The following is a 20033-nucleotide window of genomic DNA, read 5'->3' as shown; positions in this document are numbered from 1 at the left end:
GTCGGCCGGTTCCGTCGTCCGGTTCCGTCGCCCAGTCTCGCTCAAGAGCAACGTCGAGTCACGGGTGAGTTGTTCCCGTCACCCCCTGGCGGAGTGCCCGGGACCGGCGTCGGCGCGCCCCGAGGATGAGCATCGAACCGACCAGCATGAGAACCGCCGCGAAGCCCGCAGGGCCTGCGAGAGCCTGCCCGCCGGTGGTCGAGAGACCCGACGGTGCAGGCGGCGCCGGCGGCGCAGGTACCTCGAACTCCGCCCAGACCTCACCGCTGAGCTCCCCCGTCAGCGTGACGCGGTGCGTTCCGGGTTCGATGTCGGCGGGCAGGACGAATGTGAAGGTCACGGTTCCCATCTCATCGGCCGTGAGCGTACCCAGATCGACGGGCGTCGATGTCAGGAGCCCGCTGACACGCTCCCCCGGGAGGAAGCCGCGCCCGATCGCCACCTGCGTGTCGCCGGGAGAGGCGACGTCGCGCTGCAACTCGATGCTCGGTCCGCCGACGCGCACCGAGGCGGGGTCGGACGTGTTGCCGGCGTCGTCCGTCGCGACCGCCACCACGACCGTTCCCGGGGGGACCGGGGTGGTCGGTGTGCAGGAGAAGTCCCCGTTGCTGTCCGCCACTGCGGTGCACAGCACGTTGCCGCCGGTGTCGCTGATGATCACCGTCGAGCCCGGCTCGGACGTTCCCGAGATCGTCTCCCCATCCGTGGGAGCGAGTACCGGGGGCGCGGGGGGCGTGCGGTCCACCGTGATGTCCACGGGCTCCGACTCCGGGCTGGTGTTTCCCGAGGGATCGGTCTGGGTGGCGATCAGTTCGATCTCCCCCTCCGGCAAAGGTGACGAGGGGAAGCATGTCCACGTCCCATCGGCTGCGACGACCGCACTGCAGATCTCATTTCCGTCGCCATCCGCGACGGTGACCGTCGCGGATGGTTCGCCGGTTCCCGAGATCACGGGAACACCCGGAACCGTTCCGCCGTCGGCGGGGCCGGTGATGACCGGCGCAGCGGGAGCGGTGGAGTCGACGGCGGTCACAGTGGCGGTCGCCGTCGCGGTCACGCCGTTCACGAGGAAGCCGATCGTCGCCGTTCCACTCGTGGTCGACGTCAGGCTCGCGGAATACGTCCCGTCGCCGTTGTCGACGACGGCACTCAGTGTGCCGAGCGTGGTCGTGAGGGCCACGGTGTCGCCTCCGACTCTCAGCGCGTTGCCCGACGCATCGAAGAGCTGCACGGTGATCGTCGACGCGGCGACGCCGTCGTTCTCGATCGTGGACGGTGCGGCGGCGATCGTCGACGTGGCAGGATCGGCCGCGCCGACGGTGAACTCGACGCTCGCGGTGGCGCCGCCGGCCGTGCCGCCGACGGTGAAGCTCAGCGTCGCTGTTCCCACCGTCTCGGCGGAGACCAGAGTCGCCGTGTAGCTGCCGTCGCCGTTGTCGACGGGTGCGCCGACCGTGCCGGCATCCGTCTGGATGACCACCTCGGCACCGCCGCTCGGCACGCGATTGCCCTGGGCATCGAAGAGCGTCACCGTCACGGCGGAGGTGCTGACGCCGTCAGCGGTGATCGACGTCGGCGCCGCGGTGATCGTCGACGTTCCGGCATCCGGAGCGCCCGCAATGAAAGTCACGGCAGCCGTATCGCTCGCGCCGGCACCGGAGATCGTGAAGCTGATCGTCGCCGTGCCGGCGAGGGTGGCCGAGGTCAGGCTCGCGGTATAGGTGCCGTCGCCGTTGTCGGTCACTCCGGAGAGGGCACCGGCCGTGGTCGTCATCCCGACGACGGGCCCGGCGTCCGGTACGGGGTTGCCGTTGCCGTCGCGCAGGGTGACGGTGACCATGGACGTGCTGGTGCCGTCCGCAGTGATCGTGGCGGGGCTCGCCGCGATCTCCGATGTCGTCGTCGAGGGCACGCCGGCGACGAAGGCGACGGTCGCCGTCTGGGTGCCTGTCGTGCCATTGAGAGAGAACCCGATGATCGCTGCGGGCGGCGTGGTGGATGTCGGCGACGTGTAGATCGCCGTGTACGTGCCGTCTCCGTTGTCGGTGACGGCACCCACGGTGCCCACGTCGGTGGTGAGCGCGACCGTTCCGCCGGATGTACCGGTCGGGTTGCCGTTCGCGTCGAGAAGGGTGACGGTGACGGTCGACGTGCTGGAGCCGTCGGCGGGGATGATCCCCGGAGACGCCGTGATCGTCGAGGTCGACGGGTCAGCGGGTCCGGCCGTGAAGGCGACGGTCACCGTGTTCGGGCTCGAATCGCCCGCGACCGTGAAGCTGACCACCGCGGTCCCCACCGCGGTGGCCGAGGTGAGAACGGCAGTGTATGTGCCGTCCGCATTGTCGGTCACGCTCCCGAGCGTGCCCGCGTCTGTGGCCATCGTGACCGTTCCCCCCGAAGCCGTGAGGGCATTGCCGTTGGCGTCGACCAGCACGACGGTGATCGTCGAGGTGCTTGTGCCGTCTGCCGTGATCGACGTCGGCGAGGCCGAGATGGTGGACTCCGTCGCGTCTGCTGCACCTGCCGTGAACGCCACGATCGCCACATTCGGGCTCGTCTCACCGTCGACCGTGAAACCGACCGTTGCGGAACCGGCGGCCGTCGGGGAAGTGAGTGTCGCGGACCAGGTGCCGTCACCGTTGTCGACGGTCGCCCCCACCGTTCCTGCGCTCGTGGTGATCGCGATGTCCGCGCCGGTCGTGACGGGGTTGCCCTGCGCGTCGCGCGCGGTGACGGTGATCGTCGAGGTGCTCGTGCCGTCGGCCGTGATCGACGGCGGGTCGGCGGCGATCGTCGAGGTCACGGGGCTCGCCGATCCCGCGGTGAACTGCACCGAGGCGGTGTCGTCTGCGGGAGCCCCGGCGATGGTGAACGAGATCGTCGCGGAGCCGGCCGCGGTCGCCGACGTCAGCACAGCCGTGTACGTCCCGTCGCCGTTGTCGGTCACCGCTGCGAGGGTACCGGCCGTGGTGGACAGACCGACCACGTCGCCCGCATCGGCGACCAGGTTGCCGTTCGCATCGAGCAGGGTGACGGTCACGGTCGAGGTGCTGGTGCCGTCCGCGGTGATCGAGGTCGGAGAGGCGGTGATCGTCGACGTGCCGACATCGGCCGCACCGGCGACGAATGCGACGGTCGCGGTGGCATCGGCGTCGTCGCCGTCGATCGTGAACGAGACCGTCGCGCTGCCAGCCGCGGTCGCCGACGTCAGGACGGCGGAGTACGTGCCATCACCGTTGTCGGTCACACCCGAGAGGGTTCCCGCGGTCGTCGACAGCGCGACGACATCGCCGGCATCGGCGACGATGTTCCCGCTCGCGTCCAGCAACGACACCGTGATCGTCGACGTGGTCGAACCATCGGCCGTGATGGATGTCGGGGAGGCTGTGATCGTCGACGTACCGACGTCCGCGGCACCCGCGACGAATGCCACTGTGGCGGTCGCGTCCGCATCGGCATCATCGATCGTGAACGAGATCGTCGCGCTCCCCACCGCGGAGGCCGATGTCAACACGGCCGTGTAAGTGCCGTCGCCGTTGTCGGTCACCGCGGACAGCGTGCCGGCCGTGGTCGACAGTGCGACCACGTCACCGGCGTCCGCGACGACGTTGCCGTTCGCATCGAGCAGAGTGACGGTGACGGTCGAGGTGCTGGTGCCGTTCGCGGTGATCGAGGTCGGCGACGCGGTGATCGTCGACGTGCCGACATCGGCCGCACCGGCGACGAATGCGACGGTCGCGGTGGCATCGGCGTCCTCGCCATCGATCGTGAACGAGACCGTCGCGCTGCCAGCCGCGGTCGCCGAGGTCAAGGTGGCGCTGTAGGTCCCGTCGCCGTTGTCCGTCACACCGGACAGCGTGCCCGCAGTGGTCGCCAGATCCACCACATCTCCCGCATCCGCGACGACGTTCCCGTTCGCGTCGAGCAGTGTGACGGTGACGGTCGAGGTGCTGGTCCCGTCTGCGGTGATCGAGGTCGGCGACGCGACGATCGTCGACGTACCCACGTCCGCTGCACCCGCGACGAATGCGACGGTCGCGGTGGCGTCCGCCTCGTCTTCGTCGATCGTGAACGAGACCGTCGCGGAGCCGACCGTCGTCGCCGACGTCAGAGTGGCGCTGTAAGTGCCGTCGCCGTTGTCGGTCACACCCGAGAGCGTCCCGGCGGTCGTGGACAGTGCGACGACGTCACCGGCGTCCGCGACGACGTTGCCGTTCGCATCGAGCAGTGTGACGGTCACGGTCGAGGTGCTGGTGCCGTTCGCGGTGATGGATGTCGGGGAGGCGGTGATCGTCGAGGTGCCGACATCCGCCGCACCGGCGACGAACGCCACCGACGCCGTGGCGTCCGCATCGTCGCCGTCGATCGTGAACGAGACCGTGGCACTGCCGACCGTCGTCGCCGACGTCAAAGTGGCGGTGTACGTGCCGTCGCCGTTGTCGGTCACCGCGGACAGCGTGCCCGCGGTGGTCGCCAAACCGACGACGTCACCACCATCCGCGACGACGTTGCCCTCAGCGTCCCGCAGCGTCACCGTCACGGTCGAAGTACTCGTGCCGTCGGCCGTGATCGACGCCGGGGAGGCCCCGATGGTCGAGGTACCGATGTCGGCGGAACCGGCGACGAACGCCACCGTCGCGGTCGCCGTCGCATCATCGCCGTCGATCGTGAACGAGATCGTGGCGCTGCCGACCGTCGTCGCGGACGTGAGCTCCGCCGAGTAGGTGCCGTCGCCGTTGTCGGTCACGGCCGAGAGCGTGCCCGCCGTGGTCGCCAGGTCGACGACATCGCCCGCATCCGTGACGACGTTCCCGTTCGCATCGAGCAGTGTGACGGTCACGGTCGAGGTGCTCGTGCCGTTCGCGGTGATCGAGGTCGGCGACGCGGTGATCGTCGACGTGTCTACGTCCGCCGCACCGGCGACGAACGCCACCGACGCGGTCGCGTCCGCATCGGCATCGTCGATCGTGAACGAGACCGTCGCGCTGCCCGCCGCGGTCGCCGATGTCAGCACGGCCGTGTAGGTGCCGTCGCCGTTGTCGGTCACACCCGAGAGCGTCCCGGCGGTCGTCGACAGTGCCACGACGCCACCGGCATCCGCGACCACGTTCCCGTTCGCATCGAGCAGGGTCACGGTGATCGTCGAGGTGCTGGTCCCGTCGGCGGTGATCGAGGTCGGAGAGGCGGCGATAGTCGAGGTGCCGACATCCGCCGCGCCGGCGACGAACGCCACGGTCGCCGTGGCATCCGCATCCGCATCGTCGATCGTGAACGAAACCGTCGCCGAACCGACCGTCGTCGCCGACGTCAAGGTGGCCGTGTACGTGCCATCGCCGTTATCCGTCACAGCGGACAGCGTGCCCGCCGTGGTCGCCAGATCGACCACTTCGCCCGCATCCGCCACGACGTTGCCGTTCGCGTCGAGCAGGGTGACCGTGATCGTCGACGTACTCGTGCCGTCCGCAGTGATCGAGGTCGGAGACGCGGTGATCGTCGACGTATCCACATCGGCCGGACCGGCGACGAACGCCACCGTGGCGGTCGCGTCCGCATCCGCGTCATCGATCGTGAACGAGACCGTCGCGGAACCGACCGTCGTCGCCGACGTCAGCGTGGCGGTGTACGTGCCATCACCGTTGTCCGTCACACCGGACAACGTGCCCGCAGTGGTGGACAGATCCACCACTGCGCCCGCATCCGCCACGACGTTGCCATTCTCATCGAGCAGGGTGACGGTCACGGTCGAGGTGCTGGTCCCGTCGGCGGTGATCGAGGTCGGAGACGCGGCGATCGTCGACGTAGCGATGTCCGCCGCACCGGCGACGAACGCCACGGTCGCCGTGGCGTCCGCATCCGCGTCGTCGATCGTGAACGAGACCGTCGCGGAACCCACCGTCGTCGCCGACGTCAGTGTGGCCGTGTACGTGCCGTCGCCGTTGTTCGTCACACCGGAGAGCGTGCCCGCCGTGGTCGCCAGGTCGACGACATCGCCCGCATCCGCCACGGCGTTGCCGTTGGCATCCAACAGCGCGACCGTGATCGTCGACGTACTCGTGCCGTCCGCGGTGATCGACGTCGGAGAGGCGGCGATGGTTGAAGTGCCCACATCCGCCGGACCGGCGACGAATGCCACCGCGGCGGTCGCGTCCGCATCCGCGTCATCGATCGTGAACGACACCGTCGCACTCCCGACCGCCGTCGCCGACGTGAGCTGCGCCGTGTAGGTGCCATCGCCGTTGTCGGTCACACCCGAGAGCGTCCCGGCCGTGGTGGACAGATCCACCACGTCGCCCGCATCCGCGACGACATTGCCGTTGGCATCCAGCAGGGTGACCGTGATCGTCGACGTCGTCGAGCCGTCCGCGGTGATCGAGGTCGGAGACGCGGCGATGGTCGACGTGCCCACATCCGCCGCACCGGCGACGAACGCCACGGATGCGGTGGCATCCGCATCCGCGTCGTCGATCGTGAACGAGATCGTCGCACTGCCCGCCGCGGTCGCCGACGTCAGCGTCGCCGTATACGTGCCATCGCCGTTATCCGACACTGCCGAGAGCGTTCCTGCCGTGGTCGCCAGATCGACCACATCGCCCGCATCCGCGACGACGTTCCCGTTCGCATCGAGCAGGGTGACGGTCACGCTCGAGGTGCTCGTACCGTCGGCCGTGATCGACGTCGGCGACGCGGTGATCGTCGACGTGCCCACATCCGCGGCACCGGCGACGAACGCCACCGTGGCGGTCGCGTCCGCATCCGCGTCATCGATCGTGAACGACACCGTCGCGCTGCCGACCGCCGTCGGCGACGTCAGCGTGGCCGTGTACGTGCCGTCGCCGTTGTCCGTGACGGCCGAAAGGGTGCCGGTCGTCGTCGACAGCTCCACCACTTCGCCCGCATCCGCGACGACATTGCCGTTCGCATCGAGCAAGGTCACCGTGATCGTCGACGTACTCGTGCCGTCCGCGGTGATCGACGTCGGCGACGCCACGATCGTCGACGTGCCCACGTCCGCCGCACCGGCGACGAAAGTGACCGACGCGGTGCTTGCGCCCGCCGTATCGTCGAGCTCGAAACCGATGGTGGATGTTCCCGCGACGAGAGAACTCAGGGGCGCCGTGTACGTGCCGTCGCCGACGTCGGTGACGGCACCGAGCGTGCCGACACCCGCGGTGACCGACATCGTCACATCGGCTCCGGTCGTTCCCGTGGCATTGCCGTACTCATCGCGGAGCGTGACCGTGACCGTCGACACACTCGTGCCGTCGGCCGTGACACTCGTGGGGGCCGCCACGATGGTGGAGTCCGCTGCGGTCGGCACGCCGGGAGTGAAGACGACGGCGTCGGTGTCGGTCGCGGGCGCGGAGTCGAGGGTGAATCCGACCGTGGCTGTGCCCGTGAGAGTGGACGAGAGGGTCGCCGTGTACGTGCCGTCGCCGTTGTCCGTGACGGGCGCACTGATCGTGCCGAGGTCCGTCGTCATCACCACGGCGTGCCCGGCACCGGCGCTGCCGAGGGCGTTGCCGTTGACGTCGCGCACGGTCACCGTGACCAGCGTGGAATCGCCCGCGGTCAGAGTCGGTGAGGCCGCAGCTATCGTCGACCCGGTGGCGGATGCCGCGCCCGGTGCGAAGGTCACCGTCGCGGTACCCGTGCCCGGAACCCCGTTGACGGTGAACCCGAGGGTCGCCGACCCCGCGGTGGTCGGAGAGGTCAGGGTCGCCGAATAGGTGCCGTCTCCGTGGTCGAGAACTCCGCCGAGAGTTCCTCCACCGGCGTTCTTGACGATGGTGACCGTGTCCCCGCCATCGACGACGGGTTGTCCGTTCGCGTCACGAAGCGTGACCGTGACGGTCGAGGTCGTGACGCCGTCAGCCGTGATCGTCGGCGGCGCCGCGGCGATTGTCGAGTCTCCGGGATCGGCGACCCTCACGCCGAAGGTGAGGAACTCACCGCTCGCCGGCGTGGGGATCGTCCCGACGTAGTACCCGCTCTGGAGCGTGAGCGGTGTGGTCGTCACCGGTCCACCGAAGGTGGCACTCGCTCCGCTCACGGCGTAGAGAGTGCGCGCATTGGCCGGCAGCGTGATCCCCGATGCGGGGACCCGCACCGAGACCTGGGCCGGGCTGCTCCCCGCGGTCTGCACGCGCCACACACGGGCCATCCGGTCGGTCACGCCTGCCGTGGCAGGGGTCGTGATCGCCGTGGAACCGTTGTCGTCGCCGATCGTCACCGACGCGAGATCGGTCAGCGCGGTGGTCGGGGAAGTGGGCGTGATCGTGCCCGTGAAGCTGTAGGTGCCCGCGGCCAGGGTCAGAGGCAGAGTGGTGCTCGTGGATGCCTGCGACACACGCTGGTCGAAGTCCGAGACGGAGTCCCGCGCGATCACCGTGACGTTGTTCTGGTAGGCGACCGGTGCGCTCCAATACGTCGTTCCGGCGGAGTTCACGGAGGTCACCGAGGTGTTCCCACCCGGCGCGTTGTCGACGTCGCCGAGAGTCGTTCCGTACTTCGCGGCGAGATAGGACTGGATGCGCGCGTTGGCGGTCGCATCATCGTTCGGCGCACCGGCGACCCCGATCACCTCGGCGATCGTGCCGCGGAAGGGTGCGGCCCCGGTGTTGATCAGTGCCCCGATCGCCAGCGGAGCGGCGGTGTCGTCCATGGTGCTGGTGAAGTTTCCGCCGTTCACGCCGGCCAACCAACCGGACGACCCGTTCGCGACGCCCTGGTTGTAGTAGATGCGGATCAGCTTCGGGCCGGGGGCCGTGCCTCCCGTGATGCCGCCGACCGGGGCATAGGCCTGACCTGATGCTCCTTGTAACACCCCACCGTTGTTGTAGCTCATCCAACGATCGAAGCTCGCTCCGACGGGGACGCCGTCGTCCGAGCTGAGGATGAAGCCGCCGCGAGTCGCGTCGGGAACGGCCACGGCCCAGTACGAGTACTTCCCCTTGCCTGCGGTCGTGTACGACGTGTCGATGTTCGACGCGAACCATCGAGACGTGGTCCCGTCGAAGAAGCGGAGGGAGGGGTTGAAGTTGGGCCCGGCGACGTTGTACGTCGGGCGATTCGCGGCAGCCGTCTGGGAGATGGTGTTGGCGGGAACCGCTTGATCCGTCCAGGTCTGCACGGGAGTCCCGGTGGCGGACGCGCCTGTCCCCCGGTCGGCGCGCAGCCAGAAATCGGTGCCCGTCGTCCCGCCGGGAGTTGCAGCGGCCGGAACGGCTGTGACCGCCCACAAGCTCGCGGCGACCAGCGCCGTGACCAGGACGGACGCACTCGCCCTGCCGAGACCTCGCTTCGAACCGAACATGGTGAGCCCTCCTCGGGCCACCCACGCTGGCGACCGCTAACCTTCAGGTTGTTTTTTCCTGAAAGCCGCCCCCACACCGACCCCCGACGGCGGGATCCCCGAGAGGCAGCCTTCAACGAACTGCCATGACGGAGGTCTTCGTCCTCAGTATGCACTTTTCCACCGGAATGGGAAGCCCTGCGCATCACATTCGTCGGGGATCATGTCACGGGACCAAAGTCCGTCGGGTAACACGTTACATGACGACCAAGGGGTTTCGGAAACTCTTCTTCGTGGCCCCCCGCCTCGCCGCTCGCCGTCGAGCCCCTTCAAACGGCCGGTGCGAGAGGGCGACGATCGGCAAATGCCCGCGGATACGCACGCCGCAGTGCGACGACGATCACCGTGGCGGCCGCGACCTTGATCAGGTCTCCGGGAAGGAAGACGAGGCTCGACAGCGCGGTGAGGTCGAGCGGGACTCCGGTGACGATGGCCTGCACCGGGATGCCGAACGCGTACACCACCAGCACACCGCCGACGAGGGCGGCCGCGGCCGCACGCCACCAGGCGAAACGTCCGGTGCGCATGATGAGCCCGATCACGATCACCCCCGCGATCCAGCCGATCATGTAGCCCACGGTCGGTCCGACGAAGACGCCGAGACCACCGCGGCCTCCGGCCAGCACGGGGAGCCCGACTGCGGCAAGCGCAAGCACGAGGGCGATCGACCACGGAGCGATCCTCGGTCCGAGCACGAGTCCGGCCAGCATGACACCGAGCGTCTGCCCCGTGATCGGCACCCCGCCCGGCAGCGGGACGACGACCGTCCCGAGCACGATGATGAGGGCGGCGAAGACGGCCACCCGTCCGAGGGTGGCACTGGCGTCTGGGGTCGAAGCGGTCATCGCGCATCCTTCCTGAACGGTGTTCACCTGAACACCGTTCATCAGAGTACGAGTACGGTGAGTCCGGCGCAAATCCCGGCGGCAGCGGCCGCGCGCGCGATCACCCCACCGGCGTCTTCTCTGCGCTCGACCCGCCGCCGACCTCTTCCGTCCCAGCCGCCCGGCTGCGGATCCGCGGCGCGAGGAGCGCCGCCGCACCCGCGACCGCCGCGGCCAGCACGAACACCCCGAGGAACGGATCCCCGGCCGCAAGCGCCGTGAACAGCGTGCCCGTGACGGCGAGGGCGAGGGCACTCCCGAACGAGTCGGCGACCGTCATCGCCCCGCTGTTGAATCCCTGACTCTCCGGCGTCGACATCGCGAGCGTGAGCGCGCTGGTGCGCGGGCTCATCAGCCCCATCCCGAGCCCGGCGATGACCCAGGCGACCGCGACCATCAGGGCATCCCAGCCGAAACCCGCGGTCGCGACGATCAGCAGGATGCCGGCCAGCACGAGGATCGTCCCCACCTGCACGGCCGTCACGCTCGATAGTCGAGCACCCATCCGGCCCTGGACCGTGGCGGCCACGGACCAGGCGAGCGCGCCGCCGGTCAGCGAGAGGCCCGCGAGCGTCGGTGAGAGCTCGTAGCGATCGGTCAGCAGGTACGGCAGATAGACCTGCGCCCCGAAGAACGCGGCAGCCGCGACTCCGCGGACGAGGATGACCGACGGCAGGCCGCGGCGTGCCCGAAGCGTTCCGCGCGGGACCAGCGGCCGCACCGCGATCAGAGCGACCACCACCGCTGCGGCCGCCAGCACCGGCCCCACACCGGGAATGTCGCCGACCAGGTTCAACGCGAGCACGGCCGCCGCCGCCAGCACCGACCAGCCGAGTCGCCCGAAGGCCCACGGCGTCGTCGCATCCCCCTCGTTCGAGAGACCCCGGAGCGCGGGGATCACCATCAGCAGCGCCACGAGCACGAGGATCACCACGCCGAGGAAGACCCAGTGCCAGCTCCAGAGCTCGGTCACCGCCCCCGCGACCGTCGGGCCGATGAGGGAGGGGATGACCCAGGCCGCTGCGAACCCGGCGAAGATCGCCGGGTGGAGCTCCTGCGGGTAGACGCGGGCGACCACGACATACAGCGCCACCATGAGCCCGCCGCTGCCGAGGCCCTGCGCGAACCTGCCGGCGACGAGGATCTCCATGCTCGGCGCGAGCCCCGCGACGAGCAGGCCGACGACGAACATCGCCACGGCCGTGTAGAGCGGGGCCACCGGGCCGTGTCGATCGGCCCAGTTCCCGGCGATCACCATGCCGATCACCCCGGTCGCGAGGGGGCCGGCGAACGCGAGTGCATACAGCCGCTCGCCACCGAGGTCGGCGCTCACCGTGGGCATCACGGTGGTCACGGCCAGCGATTCGAACGCGCCGAGGAACACCAGGGCGCAGGCGCCGATGGTGATCCAGACGTACTGGCTGTTCAGGATGCGCGGTGCGGCCGCGGCGGGCGCGGGCGTATGCCCGGTCTCTGTGGTCATGAAGACGACGCTAGAACCTCAAGTGAAGTTGAGGTCAAGCGCGGGTTTCGCGATGCGACGGCGGCTGGTCAGCGCACCGGCAGGAAGTGCGTCGGCGTCGGGACCTGGGCCTCATGACGGATGCCGAGGGGCGCGCCCGTGCGCTCGTCGAGGTCGAGCAGCGTGATCGTGTCGGAGCGCTGCCCGGCGACGAGCAGCTTGCCCTCGTGCACCAGGTGGTGGCGCGGCCAGTCCACGCCCGAATCGGCGAGCGCGACCGACTCGAGAGCCTCGCCCCCGCCGCGCACGCGCAGCGCCGCGATGGTGTTGCTGCCGCGCAGGGCCGTGTACAGGAAGTTCCCGTCGCGGGTGCGGGCGAGCTCGGCGGGGAAGTCTTTGCCCACCTCGGCGATGGGGCTCGTCAGGGTCACCGACACGACACTCCACGTGCCGTCCGCCGCGCGGGCGAGCGTGAACACCTCGCAGGAGTACTCCGTCACGACGTGCAGGTGTCCGCTGGGGTGCAGGACCATGTGCCGCGGTCCGGTCCCGAGGGGCAGCACGACCTCGTGGTCGAGAGTCAGACCGGTGCCGCTCTGCCGCCAGAACCGCACCAGGTCGAAACCGAGGTCGGTCGTGGCGATGCGGCCGTCGGGGAGGAACACCGCGGCGTGGGCATGCGAGACACGGTCGCCACCCACCGCGTACGGGTCGATCGCCGCGACGCCGTCTCCGGGCGGGGCCACTGCCGGAGCATCCGGGTCGACGTCGTCACCGAACAGGGCCGCGCGGAGCGCCGCCGCAGCATCCGGCTTCGCGGGCAGGATGCGACCCTCCGGATCGAGGTCGAACCGCACCACACGTCCGTCGCCGTAGCAGCTGGCGACCAGCGCCGAGCCGTTCGGGGAGACGGCCACGTGACAGACGCTCTCGCCGACCCCCGCAGGCGCACCCAGCGGGGCGAGCACCCCTTCACCGCTGCGGACGAACGCCTGCACGGCGGCGTTGCCTTCGAGCGACGCGTAGACGACGTCGAGGGTCGGATGCTGCGCCAGCCACGACGGCGACGGTGTCTGCGTGACCGCACCGCGGTAGGCGAGCGTCGAGGCCTCGCGGCCCTCATCCCCCGCGAGCAGGCCGATGCCCTCGGCTGATCCATCCATGTCGGCGCCGTAGCCACCGAGCCAGAATCGCGTCATGGAGCGTCGGGTCAGTCGAGCAGGCCGTGGCGGACGACGACCTGATCGCGCTCAGGGCCGACCCCGATCACCGAGATGCGGGTGTTGCTCATCTTCTCGAGGGCCAGCACGTAGTCCTGCGCGTTCTTCGGCAGGTCCTCGAAGGTGCGTGCGACCGAGATGTCCTCGCTCCAGCCGGGGAAGTACTCCAGGATCGGCTTCGCGTGGTGGAAGTCGGTCTGGTTGACCGGCACCTCGTCGAACCGCTCGCCGTCGACGTCGTAGGCCACGCAAACCGGGATCTGCTCGAGGCCGGTGAGGATGTCGAGCTTGGTGAGCACGAGGTCGGTGATGCCGTTGATGCGCGTGGCGTAGCGCGTGATGGGCGCGTCGTACCAGCCGACCCGGCGCGGACGGCCGGTGGTGGTGCCGAACTCGAAGCCCTGCTTGCGCAGCCACTCGCCCTGCTCATCGAACAGCTCGGTCGGGAACGGGCCCGAGCCGACGCGGGTCGTGTATGCCTTGACGATGCCGACGATGCGGTCGAGCGCACCGGGTCCGACGCCCGCGCCGGTCGCCGCGCCCCCGGCCGTGGCCGACGACGACGTCACGAAGGGGTAGGTGCCGTGGTCGATGTCGAGCATGGTGGCCTGGCCGCCCTCGAACACCACGACGTCGCCGCGCTCGAGCGCCTGGGCGATCAGGTAGCCGGTGTCGGCGACCATCGGCCGCAGCCGCTCTGCATAGGACAGCAGGTCTTCGACGACCTCGTCGGCGGTGATGGCGCGACGGTTGAAGATCTTCACCAGCAGGTGATTCTTCTGGTCGAGTGCGCCCTCGACCTTCTGACGCAGGATGTTCTCGTCGAACAGGTCCTGCACACGGATGCCGACGCGGTTGATCTTGTCGGCGTATGCCGGACCGATGCCGCGACCGGTCGTGCCGATCATGCGCTTGCCGAGGAAGCGCTCGGTGACCTTGTCGAGCGTGCGGTGGTACTGCGTGATGATGTGCGCGTTGGCGCTGACCTTGAGGCGCGACACGTCGATGCCGCGGGCGGAGAGCGCCTCGAGCTCGAAGAACAGGACCTCGAGGTCGACCACCACGCCGTTGCCGATCACGGGCGTCACGCCGGGCGAGAGGATGCCGGACGGCAGCAGGTGCAGGGCGTACTTCTCGTCACCGACGACGACCGTGTGCCCGGCGTTGTTGCCGCCGTTGAACTTCACCACCCAGTCGGTGCGCTCACCGAGAAGATCGGTGGCTTTGCCCTTTCCTTCGTCGCCCCACTGCACGCCGACGATAACGATTCCTGGCATGGGTATCCCCCTGGCTTTCGCCGGGTTCGCACCGGCCGATGAGCTGGCCCTCTTCGGGCGGTCCCATCCTATCGAAGGGTTCGGGTGCGCCCCTTTCTGCGGGGTCCGGTCACAGCCTGCGCGTTCCGGTCGCAGCCTGCGCGTTCCGGTCGCAGCCTGCGCGTTCCGGTCGCAGTTGCTGCCGCCCGGAGCCGGGACGGGCGGCACGAAGTGCGACCGGAGCGCGACGGGAGTGCGACGGGAGCAGCTCGGGAGGGAAGGAGGAGAGGGCGGCGGGAAAGTGACGGCGGTTGGCACTTCGGGTGGTCGACCGATGTCGGAGGCCACTGCGAGGATCGAAGGATGTCACGAGCCACACCCGGCGACCCCGGTATCCGCACCGACGCCGGAGCGCCGAAGGCGCAGGGGCCGCTCGTGCTCATCGCCGCGCTGGTCACCGTGCTGCTCTGGGCGTCCGCGTTCATCGGCATCCGGGGCGCAGGGCCGCACTACGACCCAGGCGCCCTTGCTCTGCTGCGGATGGCAGTGGGCACGGTCGTGCTGACGATCATCGCGCTGCGCCACGGCATCCGCCTGCCCGCGCGCCGCCACTGGCTGCTCATCGCGGTGTGGGGTGTCGGCTGGTTCTGCGTCTACAACCTCGCCCTGAACAGCGCGGAGCTCACCCTCGACGCCGGCACCGCGGCCATGGTCGTGAACCTCGCTCCGCTCATGGTCGTGGTCTTCAGCGGACTGTTCCTGCGCGAGGGCTTCCCGAAGCCGCTCGTGATCGGGGCTCCCATCGCCTTCCTCGGAGTCGTGCTCATCGGCATGAACTCCTCCACGAGCGCGGGCCCCGACATCACGGGCCTGCTCCTCGCCCTCCTCGCCGCGGTCATGTACGCCGGGTGCACGCTCGTGCAGAAGCACCTGCTCACCTCGGGCGTCGACCCGACCACGCTCACCTGGCTCGGCGCGGGCGTCGGCACCATCGCACTGCTGCCGTGGATCGGCCCTCTCATCGGCTCACTCCAGACCGCGCCGCTGGACGCGACGCTGTGGGTCGTCTATCTCGGCATCTTCCCCACGGCGATCGCCTTCACGACCTGGGCCTACGTGCTGCAGCGCAGCACAGCTGGGCAGACCTCCGCCATCACCTATGTGGTTCCGGCGATCGCGATCCTGATGTCCTGGGCGATCCTCGGCGAGGTGCCGACGCCGCTGATGTTCCTCGGCGGCGCGCTGTGCCTGCTCGGCGTGCTCATCACCCGACTGCGGTGGGGACGACGATCCTGACGCCGATCAGCGTCCGGTGATCACGTCGCGCGCGAGCCCGAGCTCGGCGAGCCGCGAGGCCGCCAGAGTGCGCTTGAGCTCGAGCGACTCCCCGATCTCGGCGGCGAGGCGGGGACGCGTGCGGATCAGTGCGTCGATCGTGGTGAGCGGCAGCACGACCACTGTCAGGATCTCGCCGGCCACCGTCACGGCCTGCGTGCGCTCGCGGGTGAGGGCGGTCTGCCCGATGAGATCGCCCTTCTCCGCAGCGGCGAATTCCACCCGACCGTCGTCGACCTCGAGGGCGAGCACCGCCCGGCCCGACAACACCACGCGAACCTCGTCGGGCACGACTCCGCTGGGCAGCACGATCTCGCCGACGCCGTAGCGCTCCAGCCGAGCCTCCGAGAGGATCGCCTCGATGTCGTCGTCGCGCAGATGCAGGGTCGGTGCGATCTCGTGCATCGCCTCGACCAGACGCTGGGGCTCGGCGAGCGGATCGGTCGAGTCGCCGTCGAGCGCGAAACTGCGGCGTCGCGCGGCGTACCAGAGCCAGGAGAGGTACATCGACAGCGCGCGAGACGCATCGGCCGGACCCGCGACAGGGATCGACACCGCGTAGGCGCCGGCGCCCGAGTAGTCGACCGTCGCCCGCTGCCGCTGCAACCGCATCGGCAGCGAGTCCGCCACCTCGACCAACAGCGCCATCACCTCGTGCGGCGGATCGTCGGTCGAGAACTTCACGGCCGCTTCGGCCGAGTACGGCCCCTCCGGCTCGCTCAAATTCGTGAACGATGCACCGGAGAGGGACGAGTTCGGCACGATCTGGATACCTGAGCCCGTGTCGATGTGCACCGCGCGCCAGTTCACCTCGACGACCCGGCCCCGCACGCCAGCGGCATCCAGCCAGTCGCCGATCTTGAACGGCTGCTCGAACAGCAGCAGCAGACCCGAGATGACGCCTCCCACCGCGTTCTGCAGGGCGAGACCGATCACGATCGAGCCGACACCGAGCGCCGTGAACAGTCCACCCACGTCGGCGTCCCACACCCACGAGAACAGCAGCGCGAGCCCGACGCCCACCAGGACGAGCCGACCGATCTCCACGAAGATCGACGGGATGCGCTCCCGCCACGAACCCGGCTTCGCGTTCGCGAACAGCGCCACGTTGAACGCCGACAGCACGAGCAGGATCACGAGGAACCCGAACACCGTCGCGACCACGCGCGTCCACACCTGATCGGCCGGGGACTGGATGGCGAACACCAGCAGCGCGAACAGTGCGCCCACCGGGATGACCCAGTTGCGCAGCATCCGCAGCGGCTTCGCGACCGGGTTGCCGCGACGGGTCAGAGCGCCGATCAGCTCGGTGAGGAAGACCAGGAGCACGGGGACTCCGACCGCGAGCGCGAGCACCCACCAGCCCCAGCCGCCCGTGAACACGTCGCCCATGATCAGACCACCTTCCACACGGTCTCGGTCCTGCCCTGCGTCTCCACCGTCCCCGCCTCGACATAGGTGACCAGCTCTTGGGTGCGGTCGCGCACGGTCTGGCTCACGTAGATGCCCGGCTCGCCGCTGACCGAGCGCACCCGATACGCGAGGTTCACGGCATCGCCCCAGAGGTCGTAGGCGAGGCTCGTCCGCGCGACGAGGCCGCTCGTGACGGTTCCGGTGTCGACGCCGGCGCGCAGCGAGACCTGCGTGCCGTTCTGCGCGTTGAAACGCTCGAGCACCCCGAGCAGGCTCCGCGCGAACTCGACTGTGCGGCGGATGTTGTCGACGCGCGGCACGATGAGTCCCGACGACGCGAGGTAGCCGCCGCGCAGCGTGCGCACCTTCTCGACCCCGGCCTTCTCCGCCGCCTCGTCGAACCCGCGCATCAGCGTGTTCAGGAGTCCGATCTCCTCCTCCGCGCTCATGTCTCGCGCGAGGTCGTCGAATCCGACGAGTTCGGCGAACACGACCGACACGTTCTCGTGCGCCTCGGTGATCGCTTCGTCGCCCTGCTTGTACTTGGTGGCGACGCTTGCGGGCATCAGCGTATGCAGCAGCTTCTCGTTCTCCTTCTGCTGCTCCTCGATCAGCTCCTGCTTGATGCGCAGACTCGACGCCATGTCGTTGAAGGCGCTGCCGAGGTCGCCGAACTCGTCGCGCGAGCCCTGCGGCACCTGCACGTCGAGGTCGCCCTCGGCCACCCGGTGCACGGCGCCGACGAGGCGGTGGATCGGACGCGTGAAGACCTGGGCGAGCAGCAGTGACAGCAGAGAGACGCCGAGCATGATGCCGAGCAGGGACAGCAGGACGTTGCGGGTGAAGACGTTGACCGGCTCGAATGCCTCCGCGGTGTCGATCCGCGCGATGACAACCCAGTCGAGACCCTCGATCTTGAGCGGGGCGTACGCGGTGACGCTCTCCCCACCGATGAAGTCCCGGCCGACGACTGAGCCGCTGCGGCCGGCCTGCGCCTCCTGCACTGCCCTGGTGTTCACCGGCTGCAACAGCACCGTGCCCTCGATCGCGCTGACGCGGTCGACGATGGTCGGCGCCATGCCTCCGGCGATCAGACGCTCCACGTAGTCGTCCGGGTCTTCGACGAGGCGTCGGGCGGTGCTGCGCATGAGGTCGTCACGTCCGACCAGGTAGACCTCGCCGGTGTCTCCGAGGCCCTGCGCCTTCCAGTCCTCGTTTCCGGTCATCACGTCGTTGATCGTGTCGATCGAGATCTGGAACGCCATGGCTCCCGTGATGCCGCTGTCGTTTCCGACCGGGGACACGACCCACATCGTCGGCACGTTCAGCGAAGGGATCCAGCGACCGAAGTCGGTCAGCACCACCGTGTTGACGGAGTTCGTGGCGATCGCCTCGGCGTATGCCTCCGACAGCACGGAATCCCGATAGGGACCGGTGAGGATGTTCGTGCCCAGCTCGACGCCCTTGTATGCGGAGTAGGTCACATCGCCGTCGAGGTTGAGCAGCAGGGCGTCCTCGTATCCCGCCTCCTGGACGAGGCGTGTGAAGTAGTCGCCGTAGCGCCCGGTCGCCGCCGAATAGGTGCTCCCGTCGCCGCTGTCGTTGAGCGCGAGCTGGGCGTCGTAGTCGGCGTCGAAGTCCTCGTTGCCCGTGACGTACTGGGACTGCACGTACTGACCGGCGCCGGACTCGGGGATGAAGGCCGTGTCGCCGTACTCCTCCCCGGAACGCTCCTCGAGTTCCGGGATGAAGACGTCCGTGTAATACGCCTCGAGCTCAGACCGCTGGGTCTCGTCGAGCTCGATGTCGGCCAGTTCCGCGAAGCCCGCGTTGACGGCCGTCGACATACTCTGTGCGCTCAGGTTGCGGGAGTTGAGTGACGCGTCACGGCGGACGCTCTCGATGAACGTCGTGATCTCCGCCGCGCGCATCGAGCGGATGGTGATGAGCTGATCCACCGCCGAGTCGTGCAGCGACTGCCGTCCGTTGACGAAGCCGATGGCCCCCACGATCACGGACGACACCAAGCTCACCGCCAGCAGCATGATGAGGAGTTTGGACTGGATGCTGAGCCCTGCGCGCTGGAAGCGGCGTTTCTTCTTCACCACGCCCGCGTCGACCGAGTCCCTACCGCTGTCGCTCATCTGCCCCTCCGCCATGCGCGCACCTGCGTGAACGGTCCGACGATATCGATATATCGGTCCCGCGGTCTATGGATTTCTGCCACTACAGTTACGACCGGAGGCGAACATGACGACCTGGTGGCCTTATGTGCGAATCGCCGCAGCCGTTCTGGCTGTCGCGGCGATCGTGGCGCAGCTCATCCGCTCCCTCGAGATCGCCGGCGCGGCGACGACCGAATGGGGCGCGCACCTGCCCACTGTCGTCGCGAACTTCTTCAGCTTCTTCACCATCGAGGCGAACGTGCTGGCGGCGATCGCGCTCGCATGCGGCGGTTTCTGGGCGCTGGCGCACCGGAGCACGACGACCGCTGAACCACGTTGGCTGGCGGTGCTGCTGATGTGCGCGAGCACCTACATGATCGTCACCGGGGTGGTCTACAACCTGCTGCTGCGCGGCATCGAGCTGCCGCAGGGATCGACGGTCGGCTGGTCGAACGAGGTTCTCCACGTCGTGATCCCGATCATCATGCTGGCCGACGTGCTCTTCGCGCCGCGACGCCGGGCTCTCGGCTGGAGCACCGTCGGCATCGCCGCGATCTTCCCGATCGTCTGGGTGATCTACACGCTCATCCGCGCGAACCTCGTCATCGCGCCGGCGACGGGGAACGCCTGGTGGTACCCGTATCCGTTCCTCGACCCTCGGGTGAGCGGCGGCTTCGTCGGCGTTTCTCTCTATGTGCTCCTCATCGCCGCGATCATCATCGCCGCCGCCGCCCTCGTGGTGTGGGTCGGCCGACGCCGGGCCGTCGTGTCCGACTCGACGGCCGATGCCACCGTGCCGCCCGCCGACCTCGCGCTCTGACATCGCACTCTGACATCGCGCTCGACGGCACGTGTGGGGCGGAGATCTCACCGTGGGGCGGAGTTTTCCGGATGAAAGCTCCGCCCGACGGGGAGGATTCCGCCCCACGCCGCCCGGACGAGGGAG

At 69.0% G+C, this 20033-nt stretch carries 9 protein-coding genes; 2 read left to right on the top strand and 7 right to left on the bottom strand.

The window, feature by feature from the left end; all coding sequences use genetic code 11:
- Positions 1-58 precede the first annotated feature (58 nt).
- The 5 genes from ACFC14_RS06245 to ACFC14_RS06225 all read right to left on the bottom strand — a co-directional run bounded on the left by ACFC14_RS06245 (position 59) and on the right by ACFC14_RS06225 (position 14195).
- On the bottom strand, positions 59-9313 hold the full coding sequence (locus ACFC14_RS06245) for an invasin domain 3-containing protein (protein WP_376101896.1): 9255 nt from the start codon (positions 9311-9313) through the stop codon (positions 59-61).
- Positions 9314-9621: 308 nt separating this feature from the next.
- Positions 9622-10197 carry a biotin transporter BioY gene (locus ACFC14_RS06240; protein WP_376101894.1) on the bottom strand — a complete coding sequence of 192 codons (576 nt, stop codon included), beginning with the start codon at positions 10195-10197 and terminating at the stop codon, positions 9622-9624.
- 100 nt (positions 10198-10297) lie between these two features.
- Positions 10298-11719, bottom strand: coding sequence for an MFS transporter (locus ACFC14_RS06235; RefSeq protein ID WP_376101892.1), 1422 nt, complete (start codon positions 11717-11719; stop codon positions 10298-10300).
- A gap of 68 nt (positions 11720-11787) precedes the next feature.
- Positions 11788-12897, bottom strand: a complete 1110-nt coding sequence (locus ACFC14_RS06230; protein WP_376101890.1) for a lactonase family protein — start codon at positions 12895-12897, stop codon at positions 11788-11790.
- An 11-nt stretch (positions 12898-12908) separates the two neighbouring features.
- Positions 12909-14195, bottom strand: coding sequence for an adenylosuccinate synthase (locus ACFC14_RS06225; RefSeq protein ID WP_376101888.1), 1287 nt, complete (start codon positions 14193-14195; stop codon positions 12909-12911).
- 342 nt (positions 14196-14537) lie between these two features.
- Here ACFC14_RS06225 and ACFC14_RS06220 point away from each other — a divergent pair, with 342 nt between their 5' ends.
- A complete protein-coding gene (locus ACFC14_RS06220) occupies positions 14538-15470 on the top strand; it encodes a DMT family transporter (protein ID WP_376101886.1) in 933 nt (310 codons plus the stop codon).
- A 6-nt stretch (positions 15471-15476) separates the two neighbouring features.
- Here the strand turns inward: ACFC14_RS06220 and ACFC14_RS06215 are convergent, their stop codons facing one another.
- Together ACFC14_RS06215 and ACFC14_RS06210 are read right to left on the bottom strand one after the other, a co-directional pair.
- Positions 15477-16901 (bottom strand): mechanosensitive ion channel domain-containing protein, encoded by a 1425-nt coding sequence (locus ACFC14_RS06215; RefSeq protein WP_376101884.1) that lies wholly within the window; start codon positions 16899-16901, stop codon positions 15477-15479.
- 2 nt (positions 16902-16903) lie between these two features.
- A complete protein-coding gene (locus ACFC14_RS06210; RefSeq protein ID WP_376101882.1) occupies positions 16904-19066 on the bottom strand; it encodes an adenylate/guanylate cyclase domain-containing protein in 2163 nt (720 codons plus the stop codon).
- 106 nt (positions 19067-19172) lie between these two features.
- Here ACFC14_RS06210 and ACFC14_RS06205 point away from each other — a divergent pair, with 106 nt between their 5' ends.
- A complete protein-coding gene (locus ACFC14_RS06205; protein ID WP_376101881.1) occupies positions 19173-19907 on the top strand; it encodes a Pr6Pr family membrane protein in 735 nt (244 codons plus the stop codon).
- The last annotated feature ends 126 nt before the right edge of the window (positions 19908-20033 follow it).

The organism is Microbacterium sp. NPDC055988 (assembly GCF_042269505.1).
In the GTDB taxonomy this organism is placed as follows: Bacteria; Actinomycetota; Actinomycetes; order Actinomycetales; family Microbacteriaceae; genus Microbacterium.
This window is presented reverse-complemented; position numbering and strand designations above follow the sequence as displayed.

What these genes read in the sequence shown, in the direction of transcription:
- ACFC14_RS06205 (WP_376101881.1), top strand. Translation starts at nt 19,173, where the DNA reads ATGACGACCTGGTGGCCTTATGTGCGAATCGCCGCAGCCGTTCTGGCT.
- ACFC14_RS06245 (WP_376101896.1), bottom strand. Translation starts at nt 9,313, where the DNA reads ATGTTCGGTTCGAAGCGAGGTCTCGGCAGGGCGAGTGCGTCCGTCCTG.
- ACFC14_RS06225 (WP_376101888.1), bottom strand. Translation starts at nt 14,195, where the DNA reads ATGCCAGGAATCGTTATCGTCGGCGTGCAGTGGGGCGACGAAGGAAAG.
- ACFC14_RS06240 (WP_376101894.1), bottom strand. Translation starts at nt 10,197, where the DNA reads ATGACCGCTTCGACCCCAGACGCCAGTGCCACCCTCGGACGGGTGGCC.
- ACFC14_RS06230 (WP_376101890.1), bottom strand. Translation starts at nt 12,897, where the DNA reads ATGACGCGATTCTGGCTCGGTGGCTACGGCGCCGACATGGATGGATCA.
- ACFC14_RS06220 (WP_376101886.1), top strand. Translation starts at nt 14,538, where the DNA reads ATGTCACGAGCCACACCCGGCGACCCCGGTATCCGCACCGACGCCGGA.
- ACFC14_RS06215 (WP_376101884.1), bottom strand. Translation starts at nt 16,901, where the DNA reads ATGGGCGACGTGTTCACGGGCGGCTGGGGCTGGTGGGTGCTCGCGCTC.
- ACFC14_RS06235 (WP_376101892.1), bottom strand. Translation starts at nt 11,719, where the DNA reads ATGACCACAGAGACCGGGCATACGCCCGCGCCCGCCGCGGCCGCACCG.
- ACFC14_RS06210 (WP_376101882.1), bottom strand. Translation starts at nt 19,066, where the DNA reads ATGAGCGACAGCGGTAGGGACTCGGTCGACGCGGGCGTGGTGAAGAAG.